Annotated in this window: 22 protein-coding genes and 1 other RNA gene; 16 read left to right on the top strand and 7 right to left on the bottom strand. The window is 55.6% G+C overall.

Features of this window, described 5'->3' with window-relative positions; all coding sequences use genetic code 11:
* Window positions 1-9: 9 nt before the first annotated feature.
* Window positions 10-1,581: an AI-2E family transporter gene (locus M4951_RS16935; RefSeq protein ID WP_262022831.1), complete on the bottom strand. Its 1,572-nt coding sequence runs from the start codon at window positions 1,579-1,581 to the stop codon at window positions 10-12.
* A gap of 166 nt (window positions 1,582-1,747) precedes the next feature.
* Between M4951_RS16935 and M4951_RS16930 the strand changes: the two genes are divergently transcribed.
* From M4951_RS16930 to M4951_RS16920, 3 genes are read left to right on the top strand one after another with little or no spacing between them, the layout of a single operon-like run.
* On the top strand, window positions 1,748-2,770 hold the full coding sequence (locus tag M4951_RS16930; protein ID WP_262022830.1) for a YbhN family protein: 1,023 nt from the start codon (window positions 1,748-1,750) through the stop codon (window positions 2,768-2,770).
* A gap of 37 nt (window positions 2,771-2,807) precedes the next feature.
* Entirely contained in the window at window positions 2,808-3,800 is a 993-nt protein-coding gene (locus M4951_RS16925; protein ID WP_262022829.1) for a glycosyltransferase family 2 protein, read from the top strand.
* Entirely contained in the window at window positions 3,797-5,371 is a 1,575-nt protein-coding gene (locus M4951_RS16920; RefSeq protein WP_262022828.1) for a hypothetical protein, read from the top strand. Before M4951_RS16925 ends, M4951_RS16920 begins: the two co-directional genes overlap by 4 nt.
* An 18-nt stretch (window positions 5,372-5,389) precedes the next feature.
* On the opposite strand, the gene M4951_RS16915 is transcribed toward M4951_RS16920, so the two are convergent.
* The 4 genes from M4951_RS16915 to M4951_RS16900 form a co-directional block, all read right to left on the bottom strand.
* The gene (locus M4951_RS16915; RefSeq protein WP_262022827.1) at window positions 5,390-5,851 is read right to left on the bottom strand and encodes a hypothetical protein; all 462 of its coding nucleotides are present in this window, start codon (window positions 5,849-5,851) and stop codon (window positions 5,390-5,392) included.
* Between the two features lie 119 nt (window positions 5,852-5,970).
* Complete coding sequence (locus M4951_RS16910) at window positions 5,971-6,465, bottom strand: TIGR03067 domain-containing protein (protein ID WP_262022826.1); 495 nt, start codon at window positions 6,463-6,465, stop codon at window positions 5,971-5,973.
* 238 nt (window positions 6,466-6,703) lie between these two features.
* On the bottom strand, window positions 6,704-7,111 hold the full coding sequence (locus M4951_RS16905; RefSeq protein ID WP_262022825.1) for a hypothetical protein: 408 nt from the start codon (window positions 7,109-7,111) through the stop codon (window positions 6,704-6,706).
* 143 nt (window positions 7,112-7,254) lie between these two features.
* Window positions 7,255-8,220: a DUF1559 domain-containing protein gene (locus tag M4951_RS16900; protein ID WP_262022824.1), complete on the bottom strand. Its 966-nt coding sequence runs from the start codon at window positions 8,218-8,220 to the stop codon at window positions 7,255-7,257.
* A 361-nt stretch (window positions 8,221-8,581) separates the two neighbouring features.
* Between M4951_RS16900 and M4951_RS16895 the strand changes: the two genes are divergently transcribed.
* From M4951_RS16895 to M4951_RS16885, 3 genes are all read left to right on the top strand, one after another.
* Complete coding sequence (locus M4951_RS16895; protein WP_262022823.1) at window positions 8,582-9,136, top strand: sigma-70 family RNA polymerase sigma factor; 555 nt, start codon at window positions 8,582-8,584, stop codon at window positions 9,134-9,136.
* Between the two features lie 10 nt (window positions 9,137-9,146).
* Complete coding sequence (locus M4951_RS16890) at window positions 9,147-10,844, top strand: LamG domain-containing protein (protein ID WP_262022822.1); 1,698 nt, start codon at window positions 9,147-9,149, stop codon at window positions 10,842-10,844.
* A 157-nt stretch (window positions 10,845-11,001) separates the two neighbouring features.
* Window positions 11,002-11,718, top strand: coding sequence for a peptidylprolyl isomerase (locus M4951_RS16885; protein WP_262022821.1), 717 nt, complete (start codon window positions 11,002-11,004; stop codon window positions 11,716-11,718).
* A 13-nt stretch (window positions 11,719-11,731) separates the two neighbouring features.
* Here the strand turns inward: M4951_RS16885 and M4951_RS16880 are convergent, their stop codons facing one another.
* On the bottom strand, window positions 11,732-12,334 hold the full coding sequence (locus M4951_RS16880) for a hypothetical protein (RefSeq protein WP_262022820.1): 603 nt from the start codon (window positions 12,332-12,334) through the stop codon (window positions 11,732-11,734).
* Window positions 12,335-12,683: 349 nt separating this feature from the next.
* Between M4951_RS16880 and M4951_RS16875 the strand changes: the two genes are divergently transcribed.
* Together M4951_RS16875 and M4951_RS16870 are read left to right on the top strand one after the other, a co-directional pair.
* Window positions 12,684-12,938: a response regulator gene (locus M4951_RS16875; protein ID WP_262022819.1), complete on the top strand. Its 255-nt coding sequence runs from the start codon at window positions 12,684-12,686 to the stop codon at window positions 12,936-12,938.
* A 238-nt stretch (window positions 12,939-13,176) separates the two neighbouring features.
* Window positions 13,177-14,619, top strand: a complete 1,443-nt coding sequence (locus M4951_RS16870) for a pectate lyase (protein ID WP_262022818.1) — start codon at window positions 13,177-13,179, stop codon at window positions 14,617-14,619.
* Between the two features lie 9 nt (window positions 14,620-14,628).
* Here M4951_RS16870 and rnpB read toward each other — a convergent pair.
* Window positions 14,629-15,044: RNase P RNA component class A (gene rnpB / locus M4951_RS16865), an RNA gene on the bottom strand.
* Between the two features lie 154 nt (window positions 15,045-15,198).
* Here rnpB and M4951_RS16860 point away from each other — a divergent pair.
* The 8 genes from M4951_RS16860 to M4951_RS16825 all read left to right on the top strand — a co-directional run bounded on the left by M4951_RS16860 (window position 15,199) and on the right by M4951_RS16825 (window position 24,152).
* Window positions 15,199-15,942, top strand: coding sequence for an NIPSNAP family protein (locus M4951_RS16860; RefSeq protein ID WP_262022817.1), 744 nt, complete (start codon window positions 15,199-15,201; stop codon window positions 15,940-15,942).
* A gap of 93 nt (window positions 15,943-16,035) precedes the next feature.
* The gene (locus M4951_RS16855; protein WP_262022816.1) at window positions 16,036-17,706 is read left to right on the top strand and encodes a M48 family metalloprotease; all 1,671 of its coding nucleotides are present in this window, start codon (window positions 16,036-16,038) and stop codon (window positions 17,704-17,706) included.
* A gap of 313 nt (window positions 17,707-18,019) precedes the next feature.
* Window positions 18,020-19,003 carry a YhcG family protein gene (locus tag M4951_RS16850; protein WP_262022815.1) on the top strand — a complete coding sequence of 328 codons (984 nt, stop codon included), beginning with the start codon at window positions 18,020-18,022 and terminating at the stop codon, window positions 19,001-19,003.
* 507 nt (window positions 19,004-19,510) lie between these two features.
* Window positions 19,511-20,485: a DUF1559 domain-containing protein gene (locus tag M4951_RS16845; RefSeq protein WP_262022814.1), complete on the top strand. Its 975-nt coding sequence runs from the start codon at window positions 19,511-19,513 to the stop codon at window positions 20,483-20,485.
* Window positions 20,485-20,913, top strand: a complete 429-nt coding sequence (locus tag M4951_RS16840) for a carboxypeptidase-like regulatory domain-containing protein (protein WP_262022813.1) — start codon at window positions 20,485-20,487, stop codon at window positions 20,911-20,913. Before M4951_RS16845 ends, M4951_RS16840 begins: the two co-directional genes overlap by 1 nt.
* A 181-nt stretch (window positions 20,914-21,094) precedes the next feature.
* Entirely contained in the window at window positions 21,095-22,627 is a 1,533-nt protein-coding gene (locus tag M4951_RS16835) for a YifB family Mg chelatase-like AAA ATPase (protein WP_262022812.1), read from the top strand.
* 173 nt (window positions 22,628-22,800) lie between these two features.
* Complete coding sequence (locus tag M4951_RS16830) at window positions 22,801-22,977, top strand: hypothetical protein (protein ID WP_262022811.1); 177 nt, start codon at window positions 22,801-22,803, stop codon at window positions 22,975-22,977.
* A 29-nt stretch (window positions 22,978-23,006) separates the two neighbouring features.
* Complete coding sequence (locus M4951_RS16825) at window positions 23,007-24,152, top strand: alpha/beta hydrolase (RefSeq protein WP_262022810.1); 1,146 nt, start codon at window positions 23,007-23,009, stop codon at window positions 24,150-24,152.
* Window positions 24,153-24,167: the final 15 nt, after the last annotated feature.

Genomic DNA, 24,167 nt, shown 5'->3' with positions numbered 1-24,167 from the left:
CCCTGGCCGTTACGAGGAATTCGCCAAGTTTGGATCTTTGGCGTTCTCCGCTTCGCCCATTTTTACGAGCTCTCCTCGCAACATGTTCAGCAAAACTTGCATAAATGCAACCAACATTGGCCCGACCAAAATTCCGATTGGGCCCAGCGCCGACACGCCGCCCAGGACCGATAGCAGCGCCAGCAACGGGTGTAGTTTCGACTGGCCATGCAAGACAAACGGCTTAATGATGTTGTCGACGAGCGAAATAACGGCAACCCCGTAAATTGCCAAGCCTACCCCCGCGGCTAATCTTTCTTCGGCAACAATCAGCCAAACGCTGACCGGCGCCCACACCGAAGCGGCGCCTAAAAACGGGACCATCGCCAGCGTCATGGTCAGAAACATCAGTAGAAACACCGACTCGAGCCCGCAGAACCAAAAGCCAATTCCGGCCAACAAACCCTGGGCGAGCGCCGATAACAGGGTCGCCAAGACGACGGCGCGACTGACCTGGCTAAACTCTTCGATCAGTTGACGTTCGTATTCGTCATCCAGCGGCGATAACCGCATCGCCGCACTGATGAGCGCGGGGCCGTCAAAAAAGAAGTAATACAGACTCAAAATCAAGATTCCCAGCCCGAGGATCAATGCGCCGACGAACGAAGCTCCGGCGCCGGTCACCGGAAGGACGATCGTTTCGAGCCGATCAATCGCGAGGGATTGCAGCCGCGAAGCTTCGCGATCGCCGGGATTGGCGTACAGCCGCGCCGTCGCCAGCGGTTGTCCTCCTAGGTATTCCACCGTTTGCCGGCGAAACAAGGTTTGCACATCTTCCATTCGCGACGCGAAGATTAAATCACCAGGGGTAAGCTGCTCTTTTTTGACGGCATCGATGATTTCGCCCAGCTCGGCGTTTACCAGGTCGATTCCCTCCGACATGCTTCGCCAGCGTTGGATCACATCGCCGGTGATCAGCGAGGTTGGCGCCGCGTCAGCCAGTTGGTTTGCGATCGGATCGATGCGCCCTGCTCGGGCGTCTGCGAGCAATTGATCCCGATTTTTCAGGTCCGATCCGCGGGCGGTTTCGACTTCTTGAATCGCCGTTTCGCCCAAATCTTGGCGATACGCGTTCAGATCGTCGCGCAGTTGCGTGATCAGCGAAGTCGCGGCGTCGGCCGATCGCCCCGTTGGCGGAGTGTCGATCAGGTTATCCAACTCTTCACCGATCTGGTGGTAAAGCGGGGGATTGGGGATCGTCAGCCCCATTCGCTTTCGCAGTCGGTCCAAGCGTTCTTCGACCTTGGGCTGGTCGTCGCTGCGGACCAGGTCGATTGTTTCTTTGATCGCCATCGAAAAGATGCCGATCATCGGCGCCAGGACGATCAACAGGATGATCAGGGTCGTCACACCGGCCGCTAAAGCGTTGCGACCCTTGCATTTCTCAACGATCCAGTCGTGGAGCGGCCGAAAGATGACGACCAGGATCGCGGCGAGAAACATGGGGACCAGGAAAATCGACATCACCTGGTAGGTGAAGAAGGCGGCGACGCCGACGATGGCCAAGAGCGCCCAGAACGAGAACATTTTTGGCAAAGACATCCGAAGTAGTTCCGTCGTCTGAAATGGTAAAGGAGGATATTCAGGAATCGGAGGCATTCTAACAGACGGAATTTCGCTCGCAGCCAGCTGCGCTTGTCGCAAAATCCATTTCGGCACAGAATAAACAACGAATGTTACGTAAGAATTACCTAAATCGAGTTTGCCGTTGTCTGAGTCATCGCCGAAAGGTTCCTGGAAAAGCTGGCTAAAGCTTGCGGCGAAGATCGTCATCTTTCTCGTGGTGGTCGCAGGGGTTTGGTACAACGTCGATCGCGCCGTGCAAGATATGCGCACCCATGGCGATTCGGTCGGGCCAATCCAATGGGGCTGGCTCGTCGCGGCAGGCGTTATCTACGCGCTGGCTTCGCTGCCGATGGCTACCTATTGGTACTGCGTCCTGCTTGCTTTGGGGCAGCGGCCTACCTTTGGGCGAGCTGTACGAGCCTTCTTTATCGGGCATTTAGGAAAGTATGTGCCGGGCAAAGCGATGGTAGTGGTCTTGCGAACCAGCCTGGTGCAGGGAGAGCATGTCGAGAAAACGGTCGCGGCAGTCGCCGTGTTTATCGAAACGTTGACGATGGTCGCCGTGGGCGCCGCCTATTCGGGCGCGATCCTGGCGATTCTTTTTCGTGAGCAGGCGATCTTAATCACGGTGGCGGTGGTGTTGGGCCTGTGCGCTTTTGTGCCGACGTTGCCGCCGATTTTTCGCAAGGTCGTGATTTTTTTGCGCGTGACCCGACTCAATCCGCGATTGGAAGAACATCTGGAAGGACTCAACTATCGCTTGATGCTGATCGGCTGGGGCGCTTATTTTGTGGCCTGGTCTTTGATGGGGCTCAGTTATTTGGCGGTGATGCAGGCCATTCCCGGCGCAGTAGCGACCTTGGCGACCCCCTGGGAGGCGCTGCCGTTATTGATCGCCGCGGTCGGTCTGGCGATGATCGCCGGCTTCGTCTCGCTGTTGCCGGGCGGATTTGGGATTCGCGAGTTAATCCTGATGCAGTTGACCGCGCCGGTCTTTGGCCGGCCGATCGCCGTGGTTGCGGCGGTGATGCTGCGCGTCTGCTGGATGGTGGCGGAAATCGTAATCTCAATTATTCTATATATCTTGCCTTTTGCCGTTTCGCGACGCAAAGCAGCCGATGCTGCGGTCGATGATTCGGTTCCCACCCCGCCTATTGCTCGCTAACGCGGCCCCTGGCTGTTCGAAACGAAACGAGAGTGTTTTGCGTCTTTCTGCCGTCATCCCCGTTTATAACGAAGCGGATAGTCTTCGTGAATTGCATCGAGAATTGACCGAGGTCGCCGCTGCGAACGGCTATCCGATGGAGATTATCTTCGTCGATGACGGTTCGAGCGACGCATCTTGGGAAGTGGAGCGCGAACTCGCCGAAAGCGACCCGCAGGTGAAAGCGATTCGCTTTCGCCGCAATTTTGGCAAAGCTGCGGCGCTGGATGCTGGATTTCGCGTGGCCCGCGGCGAACTGATCATGACGCTCGACGCCGACTTGCAGGATGATCCGCACGAGATCCCCCGCTTTCTCGAACAAATCGAAAAGGGCTTTGACGTCGTCAGCGGCTACAAGCAAGTGCGGCATGATCCCTGGCACAAGGTTTTGCCTTCGCGCATTTTCAACTGGATGGTCAGCACGCTGACCGGCGTTCGTTTGCACGATCACAACTGCGGCATGAAATGCTATCGCCGCGAGATCTTTGAAGAAGTTCGCTTATACGGCGAACTGCATCGCTTTGTGCCGGTGTTGGCCTCGGCGCGCGGTTGGAAGATCGGCGAGATCGTCATTCAACATCGGGCCCGGCAGCATGGTCAATCGAAGTACGGCTTCTTTCGGATCTTCAAAGGCTTTCTCGATCTGCTGACGGTCAAGTTTATCACCGGCTTTGGACAGCGTCCGCAGCATTTGCTGGGAGGGATCGGGCTCGCCTTTTTCGCTTTCGGCGGATTGGGGATGACGGTCTTGGCGATCTGGTGGTGCTTGTCTCGGATTCCGGCGCTCGGACTGACCCCGCTCAATATTCATGAAACGGCGATGATCTTTTACGTGATCACGGCGCTGTTGTTAGGGACGCAATTTTTGATGGTCGGTTTGCTGGCGGAACTGATCACGGCGCAAAACTCACGCGGCCAATCTCCTTACTCGATCTCGGAGACCGCCGGCTATCTCAAACCTCACGATTCAAGCTCTGACCAATCTGTATGACCGACGACGCAAACCGACAATTACGCCTGGCGATTTACGCACTGTTGATCGCCGCGAGCGTCGGCTCGATCATCGGCCGCATCGGCCAGATGCGCGCCGACCATGGCAAGCACCCCTTTATGAGCGCCAATGATCGGAGCCGCTGGACGACGATTCGTTCGCTGGTCGATCACGGGACGTTCGCGATTGATGACGTGATCGCCGATCGCCGCTGGGATTCGATCGACAAGGTCTATCATGTCGGCGCCGACGGCAAGCGACACTATTACTCGAGCAAGCCGCCGCTGTTGTCAGTGTTGTTGGCCGGCGAGTACTGGGTGGTGAAGAACGTGATGGGGCTGTCGCTCGGCGGTTATCCGTTTTATGTCGCGCGGATCATGTTGGTGATTACCAATGTCGGCTTGCTGCTGGTGATGTTCGCCTCGTTGGTCTCGATGGTCGAGCGCTACGGCCGCAGCGATTGGGGCAAGATTTTTGTGATTGCGTCGGCGGCGTTTGCAACGTTTTTGACGACGTTCGCGATCACGCTCAACAATCATTTGATCGCCGCGGTCGCCGCGATGTTGGCGATCGATTTTGCATTGCGGATCTGGATCGATGGCCGCCGCGAAAGTTGGCTCTTTTTTGGCGCCGGCTTGGCGTCGGCGTTTGCGGCGGCCAATGACTTGCCGGCGCTGTCCCTGCTTGGCTTGTTGGGGTTGGCGCTGCTGATCAAAGCGCCCGGCAAAACGCTGCTGGCCGGCGTTCCCGGTGCGTTGATTATCGCGATCGCTTCGTTTGGAACGACCTATTGGGCGCACGGAAGTTGGAAGCCGCCGTACGCGCATCGCAGCGATGGACCGGCGATTGCTCAGCTCGATGCAGAAGTCGCAGCCGACGCCGCGAGCGAGTTGAACGATGCGAAGGTGCCTGCAGCTGTTCGTTCCGCCTTTACAGAGCAGGGGATCACGCTCTCGGAAACGCCGGAGCTGCAAGTCCGCGCAGCGGATGATCGCTGGGTGCTGGATGACCCGGTGGTTGATCGTCGCTGGGCGCTGCAAAAAGTGAATGAGGGGATCGAGATTCGCTCGTGGGATCGTTGGTACGACTACGCCGATACCTATTGGCGCGAAGGCGTAAAGAAGGGAGTCGATCTGGGCGAACCGTCGCGCCTCACTTACGCGTTTCACATGTTGCTAGGGCATCACGGCGTTTTCTCGCTGACGCCGATCTGGATCTTGTCGGTGATCGGCGGCGTCATGCTGCTGCGCAGCGAAGATCGCAACTGGCGCGACGTCGCAATCTTGGTGGCGACGCTCACCATCGTCTGCATCTTGTTTTACACGTTTCGCCCGTTAAAAGATCGCAACTACGGCGGGGTCTGCTCGGGATTCCGCTGGCTATTTTGGCTGATCCCGCTCTGGCTGGTGATGTTGCAACCGGCCGCGGATTGGTGCGCCCAGCGTCGTTGGATGCGCTGGACGGCGACGATCTTACTAGCGATTTCAGCAGCGTCGGCGGCCTACCCGGCGCTCAATCCGTGGAGTCATCCCTGGATTTATCGCTATCTGCAATATCTGGGTTGGCTGTGAGCGCGCAACCCGATCAGCCTATTCCGGCTCGCGTTCCGCGGCTTGTTCTCCGGCTGAGTGCGTCTCCGCAGCAAGTCCCCACTCGAACTTGAGGAGCCGGATCCCCGTAAATCGGTGGACGATCGACGAGAAGACGCCAAGCGCCACGACGGACAGCGCGACGGGGACGACGCCGATCAGGAACCCCAGTAGAAACAGCAGTGCTACTTCATCGAGCGCTGCAGGCTCGCTGGCAGTGAGCTGCGGCCAGATTGTCGTGATTCCAGCGAATAGCGAAGGGAAAATCAACAGGAAAAAGATCTGCCATGACTTCGGTTGAGGGAAGTGCTCGGCCAGAAAAATACCGATTGCCGCTGCCGCCAACACAACGATCCAGTAGTACCCTGGGGAGATAGGAACTATCGAAAGAATCAGCGCCAGGACGGTGAGCAATTTCAGAACCGCCAAGATCGAGAATTGAGATGGTCGTCGCTCAGGCAAGACGAATTCACGCAGGGGAGAAATAGGATCAGGTGAGGACCGCAATCCAGGTAACACGCATGCGGTCACTGCGGGAGGCTACCACTTCAACCACTCGAACTCCATGGCGTTGCTTCCGATCATGGCTCGGCGCGCGATTCGTCCTCTTTGGATTGGCGTTTCAGCGTCAACATCGAATAACGAGATCCGCTGGGGGCCTCAAATTTCTTGGGCGGATCTACGGTCGAATCAGCTGGTAAACAGAGTTTGAGCACGTCCTTTTCGATCGCGTAGATGCCGGTCAGAGTTGTTCCTTGTGGCGTTTTGCCTTGCGTCTCAATGGCGACCAATCGAATCGCTTGCGGCTGATTCATGGGCAAGAGAGAAAATTTCCACTTGTGATCGGGGCCGCCAAATCCAGTCATCGTCATTAGGTCGTCTGAGAACTTGATCTGGAGTCCACCGAGTCCACGATCCTTGAGTAGTTGGTTCAACGACTTGCCGTTGGCCTCGCCTTGCGACAAGATCCAGACGCCCTGCAGTTGCGACTTCTCGCTTGATTCTTCCTCGGCTCGAACGCCGGCAACGCTGAGGCACAATGCGAAAACCAGCGAGAGTGTAAATCGGGAGTTCATCGTGCTGTACCTGTTTAATGATGGATGTCCGAGATAACTGAGTCGCGGCGAATGACTCTCCATTGTATCCATCGTCAATAGCGTTAGCATGCTCTTTCTGGGAAGACGCGATAAGAGCATGGCGCTGGGCCCTGTCTGCGCAAGCGAACAGGCGGACCGGTTGGTCCGCCTGTGGCAAATTGTTATCGCAATGTCTGTGGGAACAACGTGGATCCAACATCCACCGCATGCCGAGCGATCATTTCTTTTTGGCTGAAGTGAGATCCAGATCGATAACGTTGTGACCATAGTCGATCGTCTTGACGAGGGAGGTCTCGTAGGGATCGGTGTATTGGCGCTCCAGTTTTACCTTCGGCATCGAGACGTTGTCAATAAATTCTGTTGCCTGAACATAAACCCGATACTCACCGACAGGGATCCGATCGTCTCCGCGGCCATACGTCAGCTTGTAGCTTCCGTCGCCGATGACGCCTCCCATGGCTTCGGCAGTTCCGTCAGCAGGAATGAAATAGACATAGAAGCCGCCCATCGGCTTTCCATCAACTTGAAGAGTTCCTTCCACGGTCCCGATGTCCCCTTTCCAACAGCCAGTAAAACAGAGGAGCAGCATTCCAGGAACGAGCAAAACGATATGGTTTCGGTTCATCGCGAACATTTCCGTTTCTTGGGAGGGATGTATCAATGGAGAACGCTTGATCCCGCTTGGCAGTCGAAGGACTGGGAAGCGATTCTGAGTACATCGAGTGACTAGGCGGCGCCGGAGTAGTTGTTGCTTCCAGCGGAAGAAACTTAGTATTCTCCGATCACGACACCATCGGCACGGCGGCAAAGCGGTTCGAAGACCGTAGTGATATTGATGTTCTCTGACAAAAAGTGGACAGATCCATCCCCCCAGACGGCCAGAACGCCGCCTGGATGCAAGCTGGAAACACCCTTTCCTTGGTTTCCCAACGAATTGAGTGCGTCGTAGTCTCGGTTAATTCCAAACGCCGCTCTCCCCAAACAGCGTCCTGCGGCGTAATCCGAGTTGTAATTCTGTCGACCGTTGCCTGCCCAAACCGCGGCCATGAACGTTCCGTTGTCTTTCGCCGTAGGCCCCCCATCTCGTTCGCTGACGAGAACGACGTTCGAAGAGCCATCGGTCATGTCTCGAAATGAGAGATAGCTGTTCCCCCAAAACATACCCATGCCGTCCACGGGCTTTATGGGAGTTGACCAAGAATCAATATGAGGAGATGTACCATCGCCAGAGATGGCGACGTAGTTCGATGTTCCGAGATCAAAGTATTCGGGCTGACCAAATTTCACCAAATCATTTAGATCCGCCGTGATGTCGGAAGGACAACGATATCCTTCGATTCTGGTTCCTAGCAACTTCTTGTCAGCGTCGGAAGCTCCGCTGACATAAACCTCTGCTAAAGATCGAGGTTGATGAGGAGCTAACGCGTCGTAGAGGTTATGTTGTTCAATATATGGAAGAAGGGCGACCGCCCAGCCGTAGGAAGGCTTTTCAGGGCCGCTGACGAGATCCATGATATAGCCGGCCGGAAACGCGCGGTAGGTGTCGTGGTAGTTATGTAAGGCCAACCCAATTTGTTTGAGGTTGTTCGAGCATTGCATCCGTCGCGCCGCTTCTCGAGCCTGCTGCACCGCCGGAAGCAGCAACCCAATGAGCACGCCGATGATTGCAATGACAACCAGCAATTCAACCAGCGTAAACCCAGACCTTCTCTCGTGAAAATAGAAACGGATCATACAGACCCTCCTGAAAAGAATGGACCACAGGGGTCGAAATGAAAAATGAAATGGACTTTATGAAAGGGGGAGTGAGAGACGGTGGCTCGTATGCGGGCAAGACAGTCTCACCTTTCCAGTGCTAAAACGACCTTATGCATACCAACGTCTGATTGTTTACTGCCGTGGGGCTTCGCTTTTATCGCATAAATCCGCTTTTCAGGAATGTTTTTCCGGTTATTCAGTAAACCGGTTTAAAATCTCGAGTTACCGGCAGTGAATAGGTTAGAGCCAGTTTTCGACATTGCTTTTTCAGCAAACTGGGGCTGGCGGAGGAGAGGCGCCGCCAAGACGTAATTCATTTCGAACGTAGGACTTACTGATGCCTAGTAAGAGTCGAAAGCTGGCCGAAACCGTAGGGGACGAGAATCAGGATGACGCTTCCCGTTTCCTACAACTATTCATGGAACACGAACGCCAGCTTCGTTTCTACTTGCATCAATTGTTGCCGGATCGAGACGACGTCGATGAGGTGATGCAGAACACGAGCATTGTCCTTTGGACGAAATTCGCGGAGTTAGAGGAGGAGGCAGGCTTCATCAAGTGGGCCTATGTGGTCGCCCGATACGAAGTGCTCATGTATCGCCGTCAAAAGGCGCGCGATCGTCTGATTCTGAACCCAGATCTACTAACAACGATTGCCCTAGAGATCTCGGAAACGCCGGAACTTGTTCAAGACTATCAGCACGCGCTGCGCGGTTGCCTGGACAAGCTTGTCGAACAGGATCGGAGATTAATCCTTCAGACTTATAGTCACGGACTCAAAGTCGCCCAACTCGCGGAAGAATTGCGGCGCTCGGTGCAAAGCATTTATCGAAAACTATCCGGCCTGCGTCAGCAACTAGCGCGATGCGTAAGACTAAGCGCCGAGCATTGAGTGGTGAGCCATGAGGAAAGATAGAACGGCGGACGCCAGTTCAGAACTGATTCAGTTGTTGGGCGAGTACGCCAACGGCGTGATCTCGCCGGCGCGACTCGTGCGGCTTGAAGCGATATTAAACGAGAGCCCGGACGCGCGAAAGGACTATATCCATTACTTTCGACTTCACGCTGGGCTCTACGATCTGGTCGATGAGTTATCGCAGCGCGATCAACAGCACGAATCGACTGCGTTGGTTGCGGCGGAGAATCGCAAATTTGAATATCGCGTCTATTGGTTACCGGGGGCGATTGCATTCTTGGCGGCATGCATTTTGATTGCATGTTTCGCCCTCCTGCCGTTTGGGCGGGATAGCGCTGACCCAGCGCAAGCGATGGCGAAATCTTCCTCGACAAGCGTCAACAGAAGACCGGGGTCCTTTGACCTGCCTGCGTTTACGACATCGCAGCCGATTGCGATCATCTCGCGTATGGCCGATGTCGTGATGGCTCCGGGCCAAGAGTCTTTGCACATCGGCCAAGGCTTGTCGTCGCAACAGCTTTCGGTGAAATCGGGATTATTGCAACTCGATTTTCTGAACGGCGTCACTGTCGTCGTTGAAGGAACTGTCGAATTGGAATTGGTTTCGCAGACGCGCTGCAAGCTGCTATGTGGTCAGGCTCGCGTTTATGCGGACTCGCTGGAGGATGGCTTTGCTTTGGAGACGGACGAGGCGACCTTTATCGACCGAGGAACAGAGTTTGGCGTTCGCGTTGTTCCCGGGAAGCAAGCCGAAGTGCATGTCTTTGACGGACAGGTCGACGTACTTCCCCGTAATGGCGACCCAGCGACCCGCTCGGTCACGACGGGACGCGCCATGTCGATTTCTTCCCAGCTTCAACCGCAGGACATTCTTGTTCGCCCGGATGAGTTTCCGAGCATCCGCGGCATGAACGAGCGTCTCTCGGATTTAACGAGTGAGAGATATGCGAAATGGCGGCAAGATCGTCAGCAAATCTTGGCGGATGAAGACTTACTGGTGTTTTATGATTTTCAAACAGATCCCGATAATGCCCAGCAAGTCGTGAATCTCGCCACCGATGGCCTGAACGGCAATATCGTCGGATGCAATGTCGCTCAAGGTCGCTGGCCCGGAAAACAATCGCTCGAGTTTAAAAAGTTCCATGACCGCGTACGAATCAATGTGCCTGGCGAATTTGATTCGATCACGCTCTCCGTCTGGATTCGAATCGACGGGTTCGACCGAGAATTTAACTCGATCATGCTGACCGATTACTTTCAAGACGGGCACATTCATTGGCAATTCCGCTCCAGCGGCATGGTCGATTTAGGGATCCGACCCAAAGATGAGAGGCGAATTTTGTATCTCTCGGATTCTGTCCTCGGCTACGAGGATCTTGGTCGTTGGGTCCAACTGGTCGCCGTTGTTGACCGCGATCTTGGCAAGGTGTTTCACTACCTGGATGGGAAGCTGATTATGCAGGCTCCCATCGAAACCGGCAAAGAACGAGATTATCGCGCTCCTTCCGAAACCTTGGCGAAGCTGCGAATCGGTCAGGCTGAACTCGGAAACTGGCGCCGCAAAGACCCCGGCGAACCCTACTCGATCCGCAGTTTAAACGGCCGCATGGACGAGTTTTCGCTCTACTCCCGAGCGCTCAACGAAGCGGAAGTCGCTCGCTTGTACGAAATCGGTCGTCCGTAGCCGTCTACCGTACGTGACGCTAATCGAAATTGCCGCTGTTGCTAGCGTTTGTGTGTTGCTTCACGAAAAAAGCGAGCTTGCGTTAAATAAGAAAAACACCAAAGATAGACGCCAGCAACGTTGCCAGCATTCCCGCACGCATGGAGGCGTTTTTGAAATGCGTTCGTATTCGATCAAATTCTTCTCGTTCATCTCTTTGGCTTCCTTGTTCGCACTGGGATGCGGCGGCGGCGAAACGAGTCCACCGGCGGCTTCGATTGAAGCAGCGGCAGGCGCATCGCCAACTACCGGCTCGTTAGCAGGTTCTCCGGTCTCAGTCGACGCTGGCGTTATGACGACAGCTTCCCAGCGGCCGCAGCGAGAAAGTGAGCCTGAAGTAGTGTTATCGACCACTTACGGCGATATCAAGATTCGACTTAACGCCGACAAAGCGCCGGCGACGGTCGATAACTTTCTGAATAACTATCTAGAGCCGGGGCAATATGACGGCACGATCTTTCACTATGTCGCACCTGGTTCGATGATCTTGGGGGGCGCGTTCACCGCTGATCTCGAAGCGAACTCGACGCGCAGCGAGATCCAAAGCGAAGCGGCCAACGGCCTGAAAAATGTGCGTGGAGCGATCGCGATGACGCGTGACCCGCAGTACATTCACAGCGCGACCAATCAGTTTTTCATCAATCTGGCCGACAATCCGCAACTGGATCATGTTGTGGATGATGAAGAAAAATATGGTTACTGCGTGTTTGGCGAAGTGATCGAAGGGATGGAAGTGGTCGACAAGATCGCCGCCGCTCCGGTCAAAGACAAGGAAGGCTTCCCCAGTCTTCCGATTGAGGCGGTCGTGATTCAATCGGCCAAACGCGTTCGCTAACCGGTTGGCCCGCTTATCTGACCGCGAAATACTCGTGTCGTAGCGACGCTAGTAGTTGCTGCAACGTGTAAACGCGGCCGGTCGGCTCGTCAAGGTTTAACAGCTCGATGTCGCCGGCGGCGTCGAGCTTGGAGAGGAGTTCGCTTTCTGCACAAAGCTGCGAGGGCTCCTGCAGAATCGCCGTGTAGAAGTCGTCGCGTTGCGCTAGTTCCAGCAGCAGGATGCGACCAAACGGCGAATAAGAAAGTCGCTCCATGCGGTTATACACTCGCTCTGGAGCCGGCAAGCAGGCCGGAAGTTCTATGGGCGGATGATGGACGTAGACAAGGCTGACAATAAACTGATTGTCGGCCAGACTATGCTGCGGGAGTCGTCTCCACGGAAATGACCACCAGCCGAGTTGTCGTAACTGCGGCAAGAACTCGCGTACTTCACTTTCTACCAATAGCTGATCTTCGTGGAAGCCGCGGATCGCCAAGAAATGGCGGCGTGCGATCTGCTCGATCTGATCGAACGGAGGCTTTTCGCGTATGGCGAAGTTCTGCGCATCAACTTCGGCAACGGAAGAGAACAGTGCGATCGCACAGCCGAGTTGTAGGAGTTGTCGACGGAGCATTTTTTCGATGCAGTGGAAGGCAGCGTCGTAGAAGCAAAAGCAATGTTTGATCCATTTCCTGTGAAAACTTTAGCTTACAAATGGAAATTCCGCCGGCGATATAAATCGAGATTCCATCTTTGTTTAGCGATAGCGTAGTCGTCACAATCGAAAAAATTCGCATATTGCGATGCAGCTGCAAGATCGGAGCTGCTTCATTAGTGCCTGTTTATCTTCCTCTCAGGCAGGATGAAAGGAAATTAATTTTGCTTTGCTACGATAGGCGGTTGAACTGGGGATAGAACTTTTTTAGAATCGCACTCAATCGTCAGTGGGCGAGATTGGTTGTACGGTAGTAGGAGACTCCGTGATGTCGATCGTTACCTACTTTATTCAGCAGTGCCCGACCTGTGGTCGGCGTCTGCAGGTGCGGATTAACGACCTTGGTCGTCCTGTCTCTTGCCAACATTGTCACGCCGAGTTTACGGCGAGTGACCCGAGCATCCCGTCGCAGCCGATTTCCGCTTTGGATTCGGTAGAAACGGCCCTTCGCAAAGCCGAGGCGTTTCTCTCCACTCGCGGACAGCATGCGGCCATGTTTGCGTCACCGACGCGAGCCCAGTAAGGAAAACGCCGCGGCTTTTTCCTGATGGCGTCCCCTTCGATTGTTTGCATTTCAACACAAAACGCCCGTTCACAACGCGGGCGTTCCTCATTTCTTGACTGCGCCGAAATCTTTGGCCATCTACTTACTAGCATTTTGGCTCGTAAAGTTTCTCAACTCCCGTCCTCTTGCTTGTGCGGGATCTCGATCGAGTTGAAAATTACAGAGATTCGATTTTCCCATACATGGAGTCTGACGGATGAGAAAAGTACTGCTTCTCGTTATCGCTATCGGTATCTGCGTCAGTTCGGCTAACGTTTATGGGAAATCGCCCGATGTTGATCAGGCCCGCGCCGCTTTGCGAAAAGCGTGTGAATTCTTTCAGCAAAAGGTGGGTGTCGAAGGAGGCTACGTCTGGCAGTACAGCGGCGATCTGACGCTGAGCGAAGGGGAAGGGAAGACCGCCGGTACAACCACGGTCTGGGTGCAGCCGCCGGGGACGCCGACGATCGGCGAAGCGTTTTTGGACGCCTATGACGCCACTGGGGACCAATACTATTTGGACGCCGCCAATCAAACGGGCCAGATTTTGGCGACCGGGCAAATGCGAACCGGTGGCTGGTACTACTCGATTGAAACGACGCCTGAGAAGCAGATCGAGTTCGGCTATCGCCATATCAAACCCGCCAAGAAGCAGCAGACGCGCACGACCGTCGATGACAACACCACGCAAGCGGCGCTCCATTTCCTGATTCGCTTGGATCAAGCGAATGGTCAAAAGAAGCCAGCGATCCATGACGCGGTGACGTTTGGCTTAGACGCATTGATCGCCGCGCAGCGACCCATCGGGGGCTGGTATCAAAATTGGAAGGAGTATCCGACTCCGGTCGACGAGAAAGCATTTCCCGTATTGAAGGCCAGCTATCCGACCGAGTGGTCACGCAAATGGCTGAACGATTGGACCGGCAAGTACTATTTGAACGATGACGTCACGGCCGATCTGATCGATCTCTTCCTTTCCGCCTACGCAACGTACGGCGACAAGCGGTATCTCCAGACAGCCGAACATGCTGGCGACTTTTTGTTGCTCGCCCAGATGCCTGAGCCGCAACCTGCCTGGTCGCAGCAATACGACGAAAAGATGCAGCCGGTCTGGGATCGCAAATTTGAGCCGCCGGCGATTAGCGGTGGAGAATCGCAGCAAGTGATCACTACACTGATGCAGCTTTATCGTGAAACGGGAAAGGCCAAGTATCTGGAACCGATTCCGGCGGCGCTCCGCTATTTGAACGAGTCTGTTTTGCCCAACGGAAAATTAGCCCGATTTTACGAACTGCAGACCAATCGCCCTCTCTATTTTACGAAAGACTATCAGTTAACTTACGACGCGAGTGACGTGCCGGATCACTATAGTTTTGTGATCGACTCGAAGCTGGAGTCGCTGTCGCAAGAGTACCAGCGCTATCGATCGCGCACGCTCGAACAACTGAAAGCCGGCGAAGCGAAGAAACGAGCGAGCTACTCTGAAGATCGGGTCGCCAAAGCGATCGCGAGTCTTGATGAACGGGGCGCGTGGGTCGAAAAAGGAACGACCAGACTTTATCCCAAAATCAAAAACGCCTCAGGCGTGATTCGTAGTCAGACGTTCGCCGGCAACGTACGGCAATTGTCAAACTACATCTCGGCCAAGACGGAGGAGTAAGTAAAAAACCGCGAAAGTAAAACTATAAGCCGGGTTTTGTCTCTCCGCACAAGGCGAAGTCGATAGTCATTCCTCTACGACGACGATTGCTCGCCGCCTCTAGCAGCATACCCGGCAGTAATAACGGTTCGGACCAAACCGTGATCGCGGCGGCTAGGCCGACGCGATCTCTTGCCTGTTTGCCTTGCTCCGGGCGGGGTTTACCAAGCCGAACGAGTCGCCTCGTCCGCTGGTGCGCTCTTACCGCACCGTTTCACCCTTACCAGCCCCTGTTGGGGCTTCGGCGGTTTGCTTTCTGTTGCACTTTCCCTAGTCTCACGACCGGTCGGCGTTACCGACCGCCCTGTCCTGTGGAGCCCGGACTTTCCTCTCGTCGTCGCTACCCGCGGGTTAGAGCGACGACCAGCGACTATCCGTTCTACTTTCGCGGCATTCAGTATTGTATCGTCCAGTACCGAAGAGGTTCGGCCAAAAACGATAGGTTAGGGATGAATCTCGTCGAAAATGGTCGACTTTCGCCGACGAGTTCGATTAAAATCGGTCGACCCCCTGTCAATTTCCTGCCACGAAAGATAGTTCATGAAATCGTTACTGCTGATGTCCGCCGCTTTGGCGACGCTCGCTCTCACTACCTTGGCTCAAGCCGAAGACAAGCCTGTGTACGAACTGCGGATTTATACGACCAACGAAGGCAAGTTGCCTAACCTGAACGCTCGGTTTCGCGACCATACCGCGCCGCTATTTGAAAAGCACGGCATGACCAACATCGGCTATTGGACGCCGACTGATCCGGCGCTGAAAGACAACACGCTGATTTACATTTTGAAGCACGATAGCCCCGCCGCGGCGAAAAAAAGCTGGGCCGCGTTTATGGCCGACCCCGACTGGGTCAAAGCCAAAACGGCGTCGGAAGCGGATGGCAAGTTGGTCTCTAAGGCCGAATCGGTCTACATGACCGAAACCGATTTCTCCCCGCATAACCTAGAGAACGGCGACCAAGAACGATTGTTCGAGCTGCGCAAGTACACATGTGATCCAGGTCGCCTACCGAATTTGCACAAGCGTTTTCGCGATGGCGAACTCGACCTGTTCACCAAGGCCGGCATGACGCACATCGCTTATTTTACGCCGACCGAAACGCCCGATACGTTGATCTATATCGTCGCGCACAAAGATGCCGCGGACGCCGCGAAGTCGTGGGATGCGTTCCGCACCAATCCGGAGTGGATCAAGATGAAAGCTGATTCGCGTGCCGATGGTCCGATCGTCACCAAGGTCGAGAGCACGATGATGGTTCCCGTTGACTACTCCGCTTTGAAATAGCGGCTTCGTCCCTTCTTGGATACAGCAGCATCGGTCGTCTGGCTCCCCTTCGCCAGGCGACCGATTCTCTGATCTATCGCAGGCGGCTTCCTCATGATCCAGTTTCGTTGCAGCGGTTGTCAGGTGTCGTTCAGCGTCTCGGAAGAGAAGCAGGGGAAAAAGGCGAAGTGTCCCAAGTGCAGCGAGATCACCCAGGTCCCGATGCTGAACGCAGGCGGCGCGTCGCCTGCGCCAGCGCCGCCGGTAGGATCTCCCAAAACGACGCCGACAAAGCCGCCCACGCCCACCCAGGAGCCGGTCAAGTTACCGCGAAAACCTGCCGCGCCGCGACAAGCGGCGCCGGCCGCGAGGAAGCCAGTCCCGGCGGCCAAGCCGAAGCGGCGGATGAGCGACGAGCAACTTCGCGAAGCGGTGATGGGAGCGTTTCAAGGAAGCTTCGAACGCCCCGAAACCAAGCCGTTTTACGTCCTTGGCGCAGCGATCGTTTCGGTCGTGATGATCGCGCTGCCGATGGTCTATCTCTCAATCATCGGATTGATCGGCTACGCCGTCTATCTGCATTTGACGATCAATGGCCGCACGATGTTGGTGCGGGGAAATGAGATCGGGACCATCGGGTTCGCATTGTATATGCTGCCGGTGGTCATCGCTGGCGTCGCCATCTTCTTCTTGATCAAGCCGTTGTTCGCTAGCCCTGCTGAAGTGCATCGGACCCGCTCACTGACCCAGAAAAGCGATCCGTTGTTGTTTGAGTTTGTCGCCAAAATTTGTGAGTTGGTCGACGCTCCGTTTCCGACGCGAATCGATGTCGACGATCAAATGAACGCATCGGCCAGTTTTCGCCGCGGCATCTGGAGCGTGATCCAAGGCAACGACCTGGTGCTGACGATCGGCGTGCCGCTGGCCGCCGGGCTCACCACGCGGCAGTTCGCCGGCGTGCTCGCCCACGAGTTCGGGCACTTCAGCCAAGGCGCCGGCATGCGGCTAACCTATGTCGTTCGCACCATCAGTCATTGGTTCGCCCGCGTCGCCTATGAGCGAGACGTGTTTGACGCTTGGCTCTGGCATTTGGCCGAAAGCATTGATATCCGGATCGCGATCTTTTTGTACCTGTTTATCTTTTTCATCTGGATCGTGCGCACCATCCTTTGGATCCTGATGTACGTCGGGATCTTCGCCTCCGGCTTTTTGCTCCGGCAAATGGAATACGACGCCGACCAATACGAGATTGGGCTGGCTGGCAGCGCCGCGTTTCAGCAAACGTCGAATCGCATGCGATTGATCGGCGCCGCCTATAGTATTTCGATCGAATTGCTGTCGTCCGTGTTTCAGAGCGGTGCGATGGTTGACGATATCACCGCCTTTCTGAAATTCCAATTGCAGCGATTTCCTGACGAACTCAAGCGGGACATCCGCGCCTCGATCGCCAACGAGTCGACCGGCATGTTTGACACGCACCCGTGCGATCGTGAACGGATCGCCGCCGCGATCGAAGCGAAGTCGCCCGGCGTCTTTCAGTACGAAGGTCTCGCCGTCAACCTGTTTGGCAATTTTGAGAAGCTCTCCAAAGTTGTCACTTGGGATCGTTATTGCCAGTTGACCGGCAGTCGCTTGAAGTCGGATGAACTAACTCCCTATCTAAAACTGATCGACAAGTACGGACTGGATATCTTCGGCAAGGACTCCGAAGGGAATCACCCGAAGAAGGGTGTGACGCCGTTGCACGAGATCGATCACCGGGTGAAGATTCCGTTTGACGAATAACGAAGGCGTAACGTCAAAGCTTCGCTGAAATAGCTGTTGGATAACGCCACCCAACTGACTTGCCAAGAGAGAATGCATCATGGTAACGTCACAATGAAAAAGACAATCACAACTAGCTGACGCCCCATGCGATCCTCTTCCCGATCTGGTAATTCCCTGTTCATCTTCCTGCACGCAATGGTGCTGTTGGCTGCTCGATCCTCTGCCGGGGAGCCAGCATGAAGAAAGGCCAGAAACCCAAGAAGCCTACCAAGGGCGGCCTCGTTCCACTGTCTCCGCAGAGCGTACCCGCTCAGGCCGATTTCGACGTTGTGTGGAACTGATCGACGCCGCACGGACGAAAGCCGTTGTAGCCGTTGTAGCCGTTAATACGACGCTGATCGAGCTTTATTGGAGCATCGGCGAATTCATCCAGCGGAAGATCGCCGACGATGGTTGGGGAAAAGGGACGGTGGAGGTCCTGGCCGAGCACATTCGCCGAAAGCAGCCCAACGTTCGCGGCTACTCGGCCAGCAATCTCTGGCGAATGATGCAGTTTTGCGAGACGTATCGGGACCAGCCAAAACTCGCAACGCTGTTGCGAGAATTGCCTTGGAGCCACAATCTGCTCATCATGAGCCGCTGCAAACGGGACGACGAACGGGAATTTTACTTGCGGCTGGCCACTCGGGAACGCTGGTCACATCGCGAACTCCAACGCCAACTCAACGGAGCGCTCTTCGAACGGGTCGCCCTTTCGCCCCCAAAACTCGCACCGGCGGTGCGAGAAATTCATCCCGACGCGGCTTCTATCTTCAAGGACAGCTACCTCGTCGAGTTTCTCGGCCTGCCGTCCGCCCATTCCGAAGCGGATCTCGAACATGCCTTGGTCGAGAAGCTCAAGCAGTTCCTGATCGAATTAGGGCGGGATTTCTGCTTCATCGGCAGCCAGTACACGGTTCAAGTCGGCGGGCGCGACTTCGCCATCGACCTGCTGTTCTTCAACCGGGCGCTCAACTGCTTGGTCGCCTTTGAACTGAAGATTGAGGAATTCCAGCCGGAGCACTTGGGCAAACTGGAATTCTACCTGGAGGCGCTTGACCGGGACGTGAAGAAGCCGCACGAACAGCCTTCTATCGGCGTATTACTCTGTGCCACGAAGGATCACGAGGTCGTGGAGTACGCACTCTCGCGGGCCGCATCACCCGCCTTGGTATCGGAATACCAGACTTGCTTGCCAGACAAGAAGCTGCTGCAAGCCAAGCTCCACGAGTTCTATGAACTGGCCCAAGGAGCAGGCAGCGCCCCAAGCGAGTGAGAGTCTCCCTGCGGCCAAGCCACGAAAGGGCCACTAGAAATAACTTCGACGACTCCACAAGAACAAATTGCCGAGCAGAAATAGTCGCAAAGCAAATATGCGGCCGAGTCGAAGAGTGGAGACATTGGCTGAAAAGGGTCTGTGGCATGCCAAAATAAGCTTTTGTCAGCAACTCCATCGCCGCCGGCTTTGCTGCGCAGGGGAAGCATCGTCATCTCTTTTCGTGATAAACGACGTTTGCTGAAAAGCGCATCAGGCGCCTGCCGCGAATGAGGCAGAATCCCTGGTCTGATTGCTGCCCAAGATGTCTCGTGATATCTGCAACTCCAATGATAACTGCGACTTGGCGAGTTCGGCGATATTTTTGCACGATGTTGGCACGCGATATGCAAAGCTTGGGGGATTCCAAGCTTTCTCTTCTCTGCATCCCGCCAGATTCTGGTCGGGCCTGATATCTCGAGTCAGGCTCGACCTTTTATACTTTTTATTCTCTTAAGGGTTGCCTCTATGATGACTTTATCTTTACGAAAGAGACCGGCGTTCACGCTTGTGGAACTGCTGGTCGTGATTGCTATTATCGGCGTACTTATTGCGCTGTTGCTTCCGGCTGTCCAGCAGGCTCGCGAAGCCGCGCGGCGGATGCAATGCACCAACAACCTCAAACAGGTTGGTCTGGCGATGCATAATTATCACGACACTTTTGGCGTGTTGCCGTCGGGAACGATCAACCCCGGCTGCAAGGTTTGCGACGATACCCACATGCCGGCTTCGGTGGGTGAGAATGTGCGTAACGTCACCGCTCATTTGCTAATCCTTCCCTACCTGGAGCAGAACTCGCTGGCTGACAAGCTCGATTTTAAGCAACCGATGGGTCTCGCTGCCGATTCGGCCATGGTCACCACGCCTACGGCGGCGGAGGCAGCCAACAATATGGCGGCGCTGCAAGGGACGCGGCTAGACGTCTACGCTTGTCCTTCGGATCCGTTTGACCAGCCAGGCACGCGATCTAACAGCGGTGAGTACTACAACCTGGATTATTACCGCACGAGCTATGGTCTGGTTACCGCGGAATGGAGAGATTACCACTACCATCTCTATTGGGACGGGGAAGACAACACCAGGAATTTGCGTCCTGCATTTGGGATCAATGGGGCCGCCAAGTTTCGTGACTTTACCGACGGCATGAGCAGCACGGTCTTGCTTGCCGAGTCGCAGATGGAGAAGACGTCGACATTGTATGGGCCTTTCTGGGGAACCTATACGCATACATTTTGGTTGCAGATGAGTTTCGGAATTAACATCCCAGATGATCCTGCCGTCAGCAGACTTTCGTATGCGTGGCGCGTCGGCAGCCATCACCCGGGTGGATGTAACTCGCTATTCGGCGACGGCTCGGTCCACTTCCTTAGCGAAACGGCGAATCTCACCACGTTGCAGAACCTCACAAAAATCGCCGATGGCGAAGTTTTGGGAGAATACTAATGGAGAACATACTCCCCACGCTGCATCCCATCTTGCGCATCGCAATGCGACTTTCCTTTTGCGCCGCTTTGCTTGGCGTCATCGGTTGCTTCGGCGGTCGCGGCGCCGATGTCGAATTGGCGGAGGTTACCGGAATTGTCACGATCAATGGAAAGCCGGTCCAGAATTTTCAAGTGCTGTTTCTTCCAGAAGCGGACGCCGCTCCATCGCGCGGCAAGACCAATGCCGAAGGGAAATTCATCGCGTACTATCCGCCTGCGGTCCCTGGGGTTGTTCCCGGCAAGCATCGTGTTTCGTTCGATGTTTCGGACGCCGATCAATCCCCCAGCGTCATCCCGCGAAAGTATCGATTTGGCGGGCCGGGAATCGAAGTCGAAGTCGTGAAGGATGGTCCCAACGAATTCACCTTTGAGCTCTCGAAAAAGTAGCGTGAGTCCGGTCCCTGGCGACGTGACGACTGGATCGTCAGATAGCATCAAGCTAAAAAACCGCCCCGCAATTTGCCGGGCGGTTTTTTTATTCCCCGGCACTAAACACTTGAACACCTCTCCGCGGTGTTGCACAATGGTGCCCATCTGGGTGGTTTTGCTTTCGAGGACAGGGGCCGGCATGCTCTCCAAACTTCGTACTTTTTCGTTGCTCGGCATCGACGCAGTGCCGGTGGATATTGAAGTCGATATTTCTCCCTCGTCGATGCCCAAAACGGTGATGGTCGGTCTGGCCGAAGCGGCGGTTCGTGAGAGCATTCATCGGATCGAACGCGCGATCGTCAACTCGGGCTACGTGCGACCGCAGGATCGTGTTGTGGTGAACATGGCCCCGGCTGATTTGCCGAAGAACGCCGCCGCGTTTGATTTGCCGACGTCATTGGGAATTCTGGCGGCCAGCGGACAGATACGGTCCGAACGCTTTGGGCAGTACGCGGTCGTCGGCGAACTGGCCCTCGATGGCGCGATGCGGCCCATCAAAGGCGCCCTGTCGATGGCGATGCAGGCCGCCGCGATGGGATTGCGCGGGATTGTAGTCCCGGCCGAAAATGGCGCCGAAGCGGCCGTCGTCGAAGAGATCGAAGCGATTCCAGTCTGTTCTCTGACCGAAGCGGTCGGCTTTCTCTCTGGCGCGATCGACATCGATCCGGTTCCGCCGCGCATTGAAGAATACTTCCGCCAATACAGCAGCTACGATGTCGACTTCGCCGACGTCCGCGGCCAAGAGATGGCCAAACGCGCGCTAGTGATCGCCGCGGCGGCCGCCCACAATCTGTTAATGGTGGGCCCGCCGGGTTCCGGCAAGACGATGTTGGCCAAGCGAGTGCCGTCAATCTTACCCGATTTGACTCCCGGCGAATCGGTCGAGACGACCCGGATCTATAGCGTCACGGGGCGACTTCCGGCCAATCAACCGCTACTGACCAGGCGCCCCTTTCGTTCGCCCCATCATACGATCAGTGAAGCGGGCCTGGTTGGTGGAGGCAATCCGCCTTCGCCTGGCGAGATCTCGCATAGTCACAACGGAATTTTGTTCCTCGACGAATTGCCAGAGTTCCAGCGCCGCACGCTTGAAGTGATGCGGCAACCGCTCGAAGATGGCTGCGTCACGATTGCCCGCGCGACCCGCAGCACGACTTTTCCTGCCGAATTTATGCTGGTCGCGGCGATGAACCCTTGCCCTTGCGGTTATCGGAACGATCCCCGCCGCGACTGCCGCTGCAACGTACCGCAAGTCGAACGCTACATCGGCAAGATCAGCGGGCCTTTGCTCGACCGCATCGACATCCAAATCGAAGTCCCCGCCGTCCCGTTCAGCGAACTCGCATCCAAGACTCCCGGCATTTCCAGCGAAGAGATGCGTGCCCAAGTGATGGAGGCCCGCAAGATTCAAACTCGCCGCTTCGTCGGCAGCCGCACGCGGTATAACGGACAAATGAGTTCGCGAGAGATCCGCAAGTTCTGCCACTTGAATGACGCGTGCGCGGCGCTGCTAAAACAAAGCGTCCATAGCTTGGGGCTATCGGCGCGAGCGCATGATAAGGTGTTACGAACCGCGCGGACGATCGCGGATTTAGAGGGAGCGACGGCGATTGATATTGCGCATATTAGTGAGGCGATTAACTATCGGATGTTGGATCGCGGAGTGGGGTGAAAGGATAGGGAGCGCGGTCACCTAGTTCTGAGCGAATTGTCAGGACCAGTCGTGGCTAATTCTCGAATATTGCGAGTGAAATCAGGCTTTTCATCCCACAGAACGCTAGATTCACGCGCATCAATCGAGGACAATCTGGCATCTGCCCAGTCACCTTTCCATCCAACGATAAAATGAGCGATATTCGACTGCTGCTTGGCGTTGTATTGGTCGGCTGGTTGCTGATGCACTTTGCGCGTTTCGGCCTGATCGAGATTTTGATTCTCTACGCGGTCGTTTTCGCGGCGGTTATCTATTGGCGCCGATTGCGCATCGCCGCTCAGCAAAAGAAACGCCGTGAGCTGAACTAAGTTTAACTTCTTGAAAAGTCGATCCTGCCATGAAATTGCACAAGCGTCGTTCGATCGCTGAAATCCACGCCGTTGGTCTGGTGATGATTCTGCTGCTGAGCTTGGTTGTCTCCGCCGGCGCGGCGAAGCAAGGAGACGCATTGCCGGTGCGGACGTTGCCGCGCGAGAATCAATTGCAGTTTCATGACGCCGACGGCCAGATTCAGCCGGTCAAGACAACGGCCGATTGGGAGTTTCGCAAGCAGGAAACGCTCCAAGGCATGGCGGCGCTGCTCGGTACGTTTCCCGGCGACGATCGACGTTGTCCGTTGGAAGTCGCGGTCGAATCGGAGACGGACATGGGGAGCTATGTTCGCCGGCAGATCACGTTTCAATCGGATGCCGGCTGTCGCACGCCTGCTTTTCTGTTGATCCCCAAAGCCGCGCTGCAAGATTCGCCAGGCCAATTTCCGGCGGTGCTCGCGTTGCACCCGACCCATAGCCAAGGCCCCAAAGAGATGGTCGGCTTGGGGGAGAGTCGCGAGCGGATGTACGCCAAAGAATTGGCGGAGCGGGGATATGTGGTGATCGCTCCCTACTATCCCACGTTAGGCGGATATCAACCAAAGCTGAAAGAGCAGAGCTGGGAAAGCGGAACGTTAAAATCGATCTGGGATAACAGTCGCTGTCTCGATCTGCTTGACTCGTTGCCCTACGTGCAAAGCGGCAAGTATGCGGCGATTGGGCATTCGCTTGGCGGTCACAACAGCGTCTTCATCGCGACGTTTGACCCGCGGATCGCGACGGTCATCAGTTGTTGCGGGCTCGATTCGTTTGTCGACTACAAAGCGGGCGACCCCGGCAATTGGGCTGCGGGACGCGGTTGGTGCCAAGACCGCTATATGCCGAAGCTCGCCGCCTATCAGGGGCGGCTGCAGGAGATCCCGTTCGACTTCTACGAACTGGTCGCCATGCTCGCTCCGCGTCCGGTGATGATCATCGCGCCGCTGCGTGACAGTAATTTCCAGCCAGATAGCGTCGATCGAATCGCCGCGGCGGCTCGTCCTGTGTTTGAACTTTATGGAGCGGCCGAAAACCTTCAGGTCGCGCATCCCGACACAGAGCATACTTTTCCGATGGAGATGCACGAGCCTGCGTATCAACTGATTGATCGCGTGCTGAAACCGTCGTCCTGATTTTTGAAGTTGGGC

Origin of the sequence: Blastopirellula sp. J2-11 (genome assembly GCF_024584705.1) — a bacterium.
In the GTDB taxonomy this organism is placed as follows: Bacteria; Planctomycetota; Planctomycetia; order Pirellulales; family Pirellulaceae; genus Blastopirellula.
This window is presented reverse-complemented; position numbering and strand designations above follow the sequence as displayed.

What these genes read in the sequence shown, in the direction of transcription:
- M4951_RS16935 (WP_262022831.1), bottom strand. Translation starts at nt 1,581, where the DNA reads ATGTCTTTGCCAAAAATGTTCTCGTTCTGGGCGCTCTTGGCCATCGTC.
- M4951_RS16920 (WP_262022828.1), top strand. Translation starts at nt 3,797, where the DNA reads ATGACCGACGACGCAAACCGACAATTACGCCTGGCGATTTACGCACTG.
- M4951_RS16910 (WP_262022826.1), bottom strand. Translation starts at nt 6,465, where the DNA reads ATGAACTCCCGATTTACACTCTCGCTGGTTTTCGCATTGTGCCTCAGC.
- M4951_RS16905 (WP_262022825.1), bottom strand. Translation starts at nt 7,111, where the DNA reads ATGAACCGAAACCATATCGTTTTGCTCGTTCCTGGAATGCTGCTCCTC.
- M4951_RS16900 (WP_262022824.1), bottom strand. Translation starts at nt 8,220, where the DNA reads ATGATCCGTTTCTATTTTCACGAGAGAAGGTCTGGGTTTACGCTGGTT.
- M4951_RS16895 (WP_262022823.1), top strand. Translation starts at nt 8,582, where the DNA reads ATGCCTAGTAAGAGTCGAAAGCTGGCCGAAACCGTAGGGGACGAGAAT.
- M4951_RS16890 (WP_262022822.1), top strand. Translation starts at nt 9,147, where the DNA reads ATGAGGAAAGATAGAACGGCGGACGCCAGTTCAGAACTGATTCAGTTG.
- M4951_RS16885 (WP_262022821.1), top strand. Translation starts at nt 11,002, where the DNA reads ATGCGTTCGTATTCGATCAAATTCTTCTCGTTCATCTCTTTGGCTTCC.
- M4951_RS16880 (WP_262022820.1), bottom strand. Translation starts at nt 12,334, where the DNA reads ATGCTCCGTCGACAACTCCTACAACTCGGCTGTGCGATCGCACTGTTC.
- M4951_RS16875 (WP_262022819.1), top strand. Translation starts at nt 12,684, where the DNA reads ATGTCGATCGTTACCTACTTTATTCAGCAGTGCCCGACCTGTGGTCGG.
- M4951_RS16870 (WP_262022818.1), top strand. Translation starts at nt 13,177, where the DNA reads ATGAGAAAAGTACTGCTTCTCGTTATCGCTATCGGTATCTGCGTCAGT.
- M4951_RS16860 (WP_262022817.1), top strand. Translation starts at nt 15,199, where the DNA reads ATGAAATCGTTACTGCTGATGTCCGCCGCTTTGGCGACGCTCGCTCTC.
- M4951_RS16855 (WP_262022816.1), top strand. Translation starts at nt 16,036, where the DNA reads ATGATCCAGTTTCGTTGCAGCGGTTGTCAGGTGTCGTTCAGCGTCTCG.
- M4951_RS16845 (WP_262022814.1), top strand. Translation starts at nt 19,511, where the DNA reads ATGATGACTTTATCTTTACGAAAGAGACCGGCGTTCACGCTTGTGGAA.
- M4951_RS16840 (WP_262022813.1), top strand. Translation starts at nt 20,485, where the DNA reads ATGGAGAACATACTCCCCACGCTGCATCCCATCTTGCGCATCGCAATG.
- M4951_RS16835 (WP_262022812.1), top strand. Translation starts at nt 21,095, where the DNA reads ATGCTCTCCAAACTTCGTACTTTTTCGTTGCTCGGCATCGACGCAGTG.
- M4951_RS16830 (WP_262022811.1), top strand. Translation starts at nt 22,801, where the DNA reads ATGAGCGATATTCGACTGCTGCTTGGCGTTGTATTGGTCGGCTGGTTG.
- M4951_RS16825 (WP_262022810.1), top strand. Translation starts at nt 23,007, where the DNA reads ATGAAATTGCACAAGCGTCGTTCGATCGCTGAAATCCACGCCGTTGGT.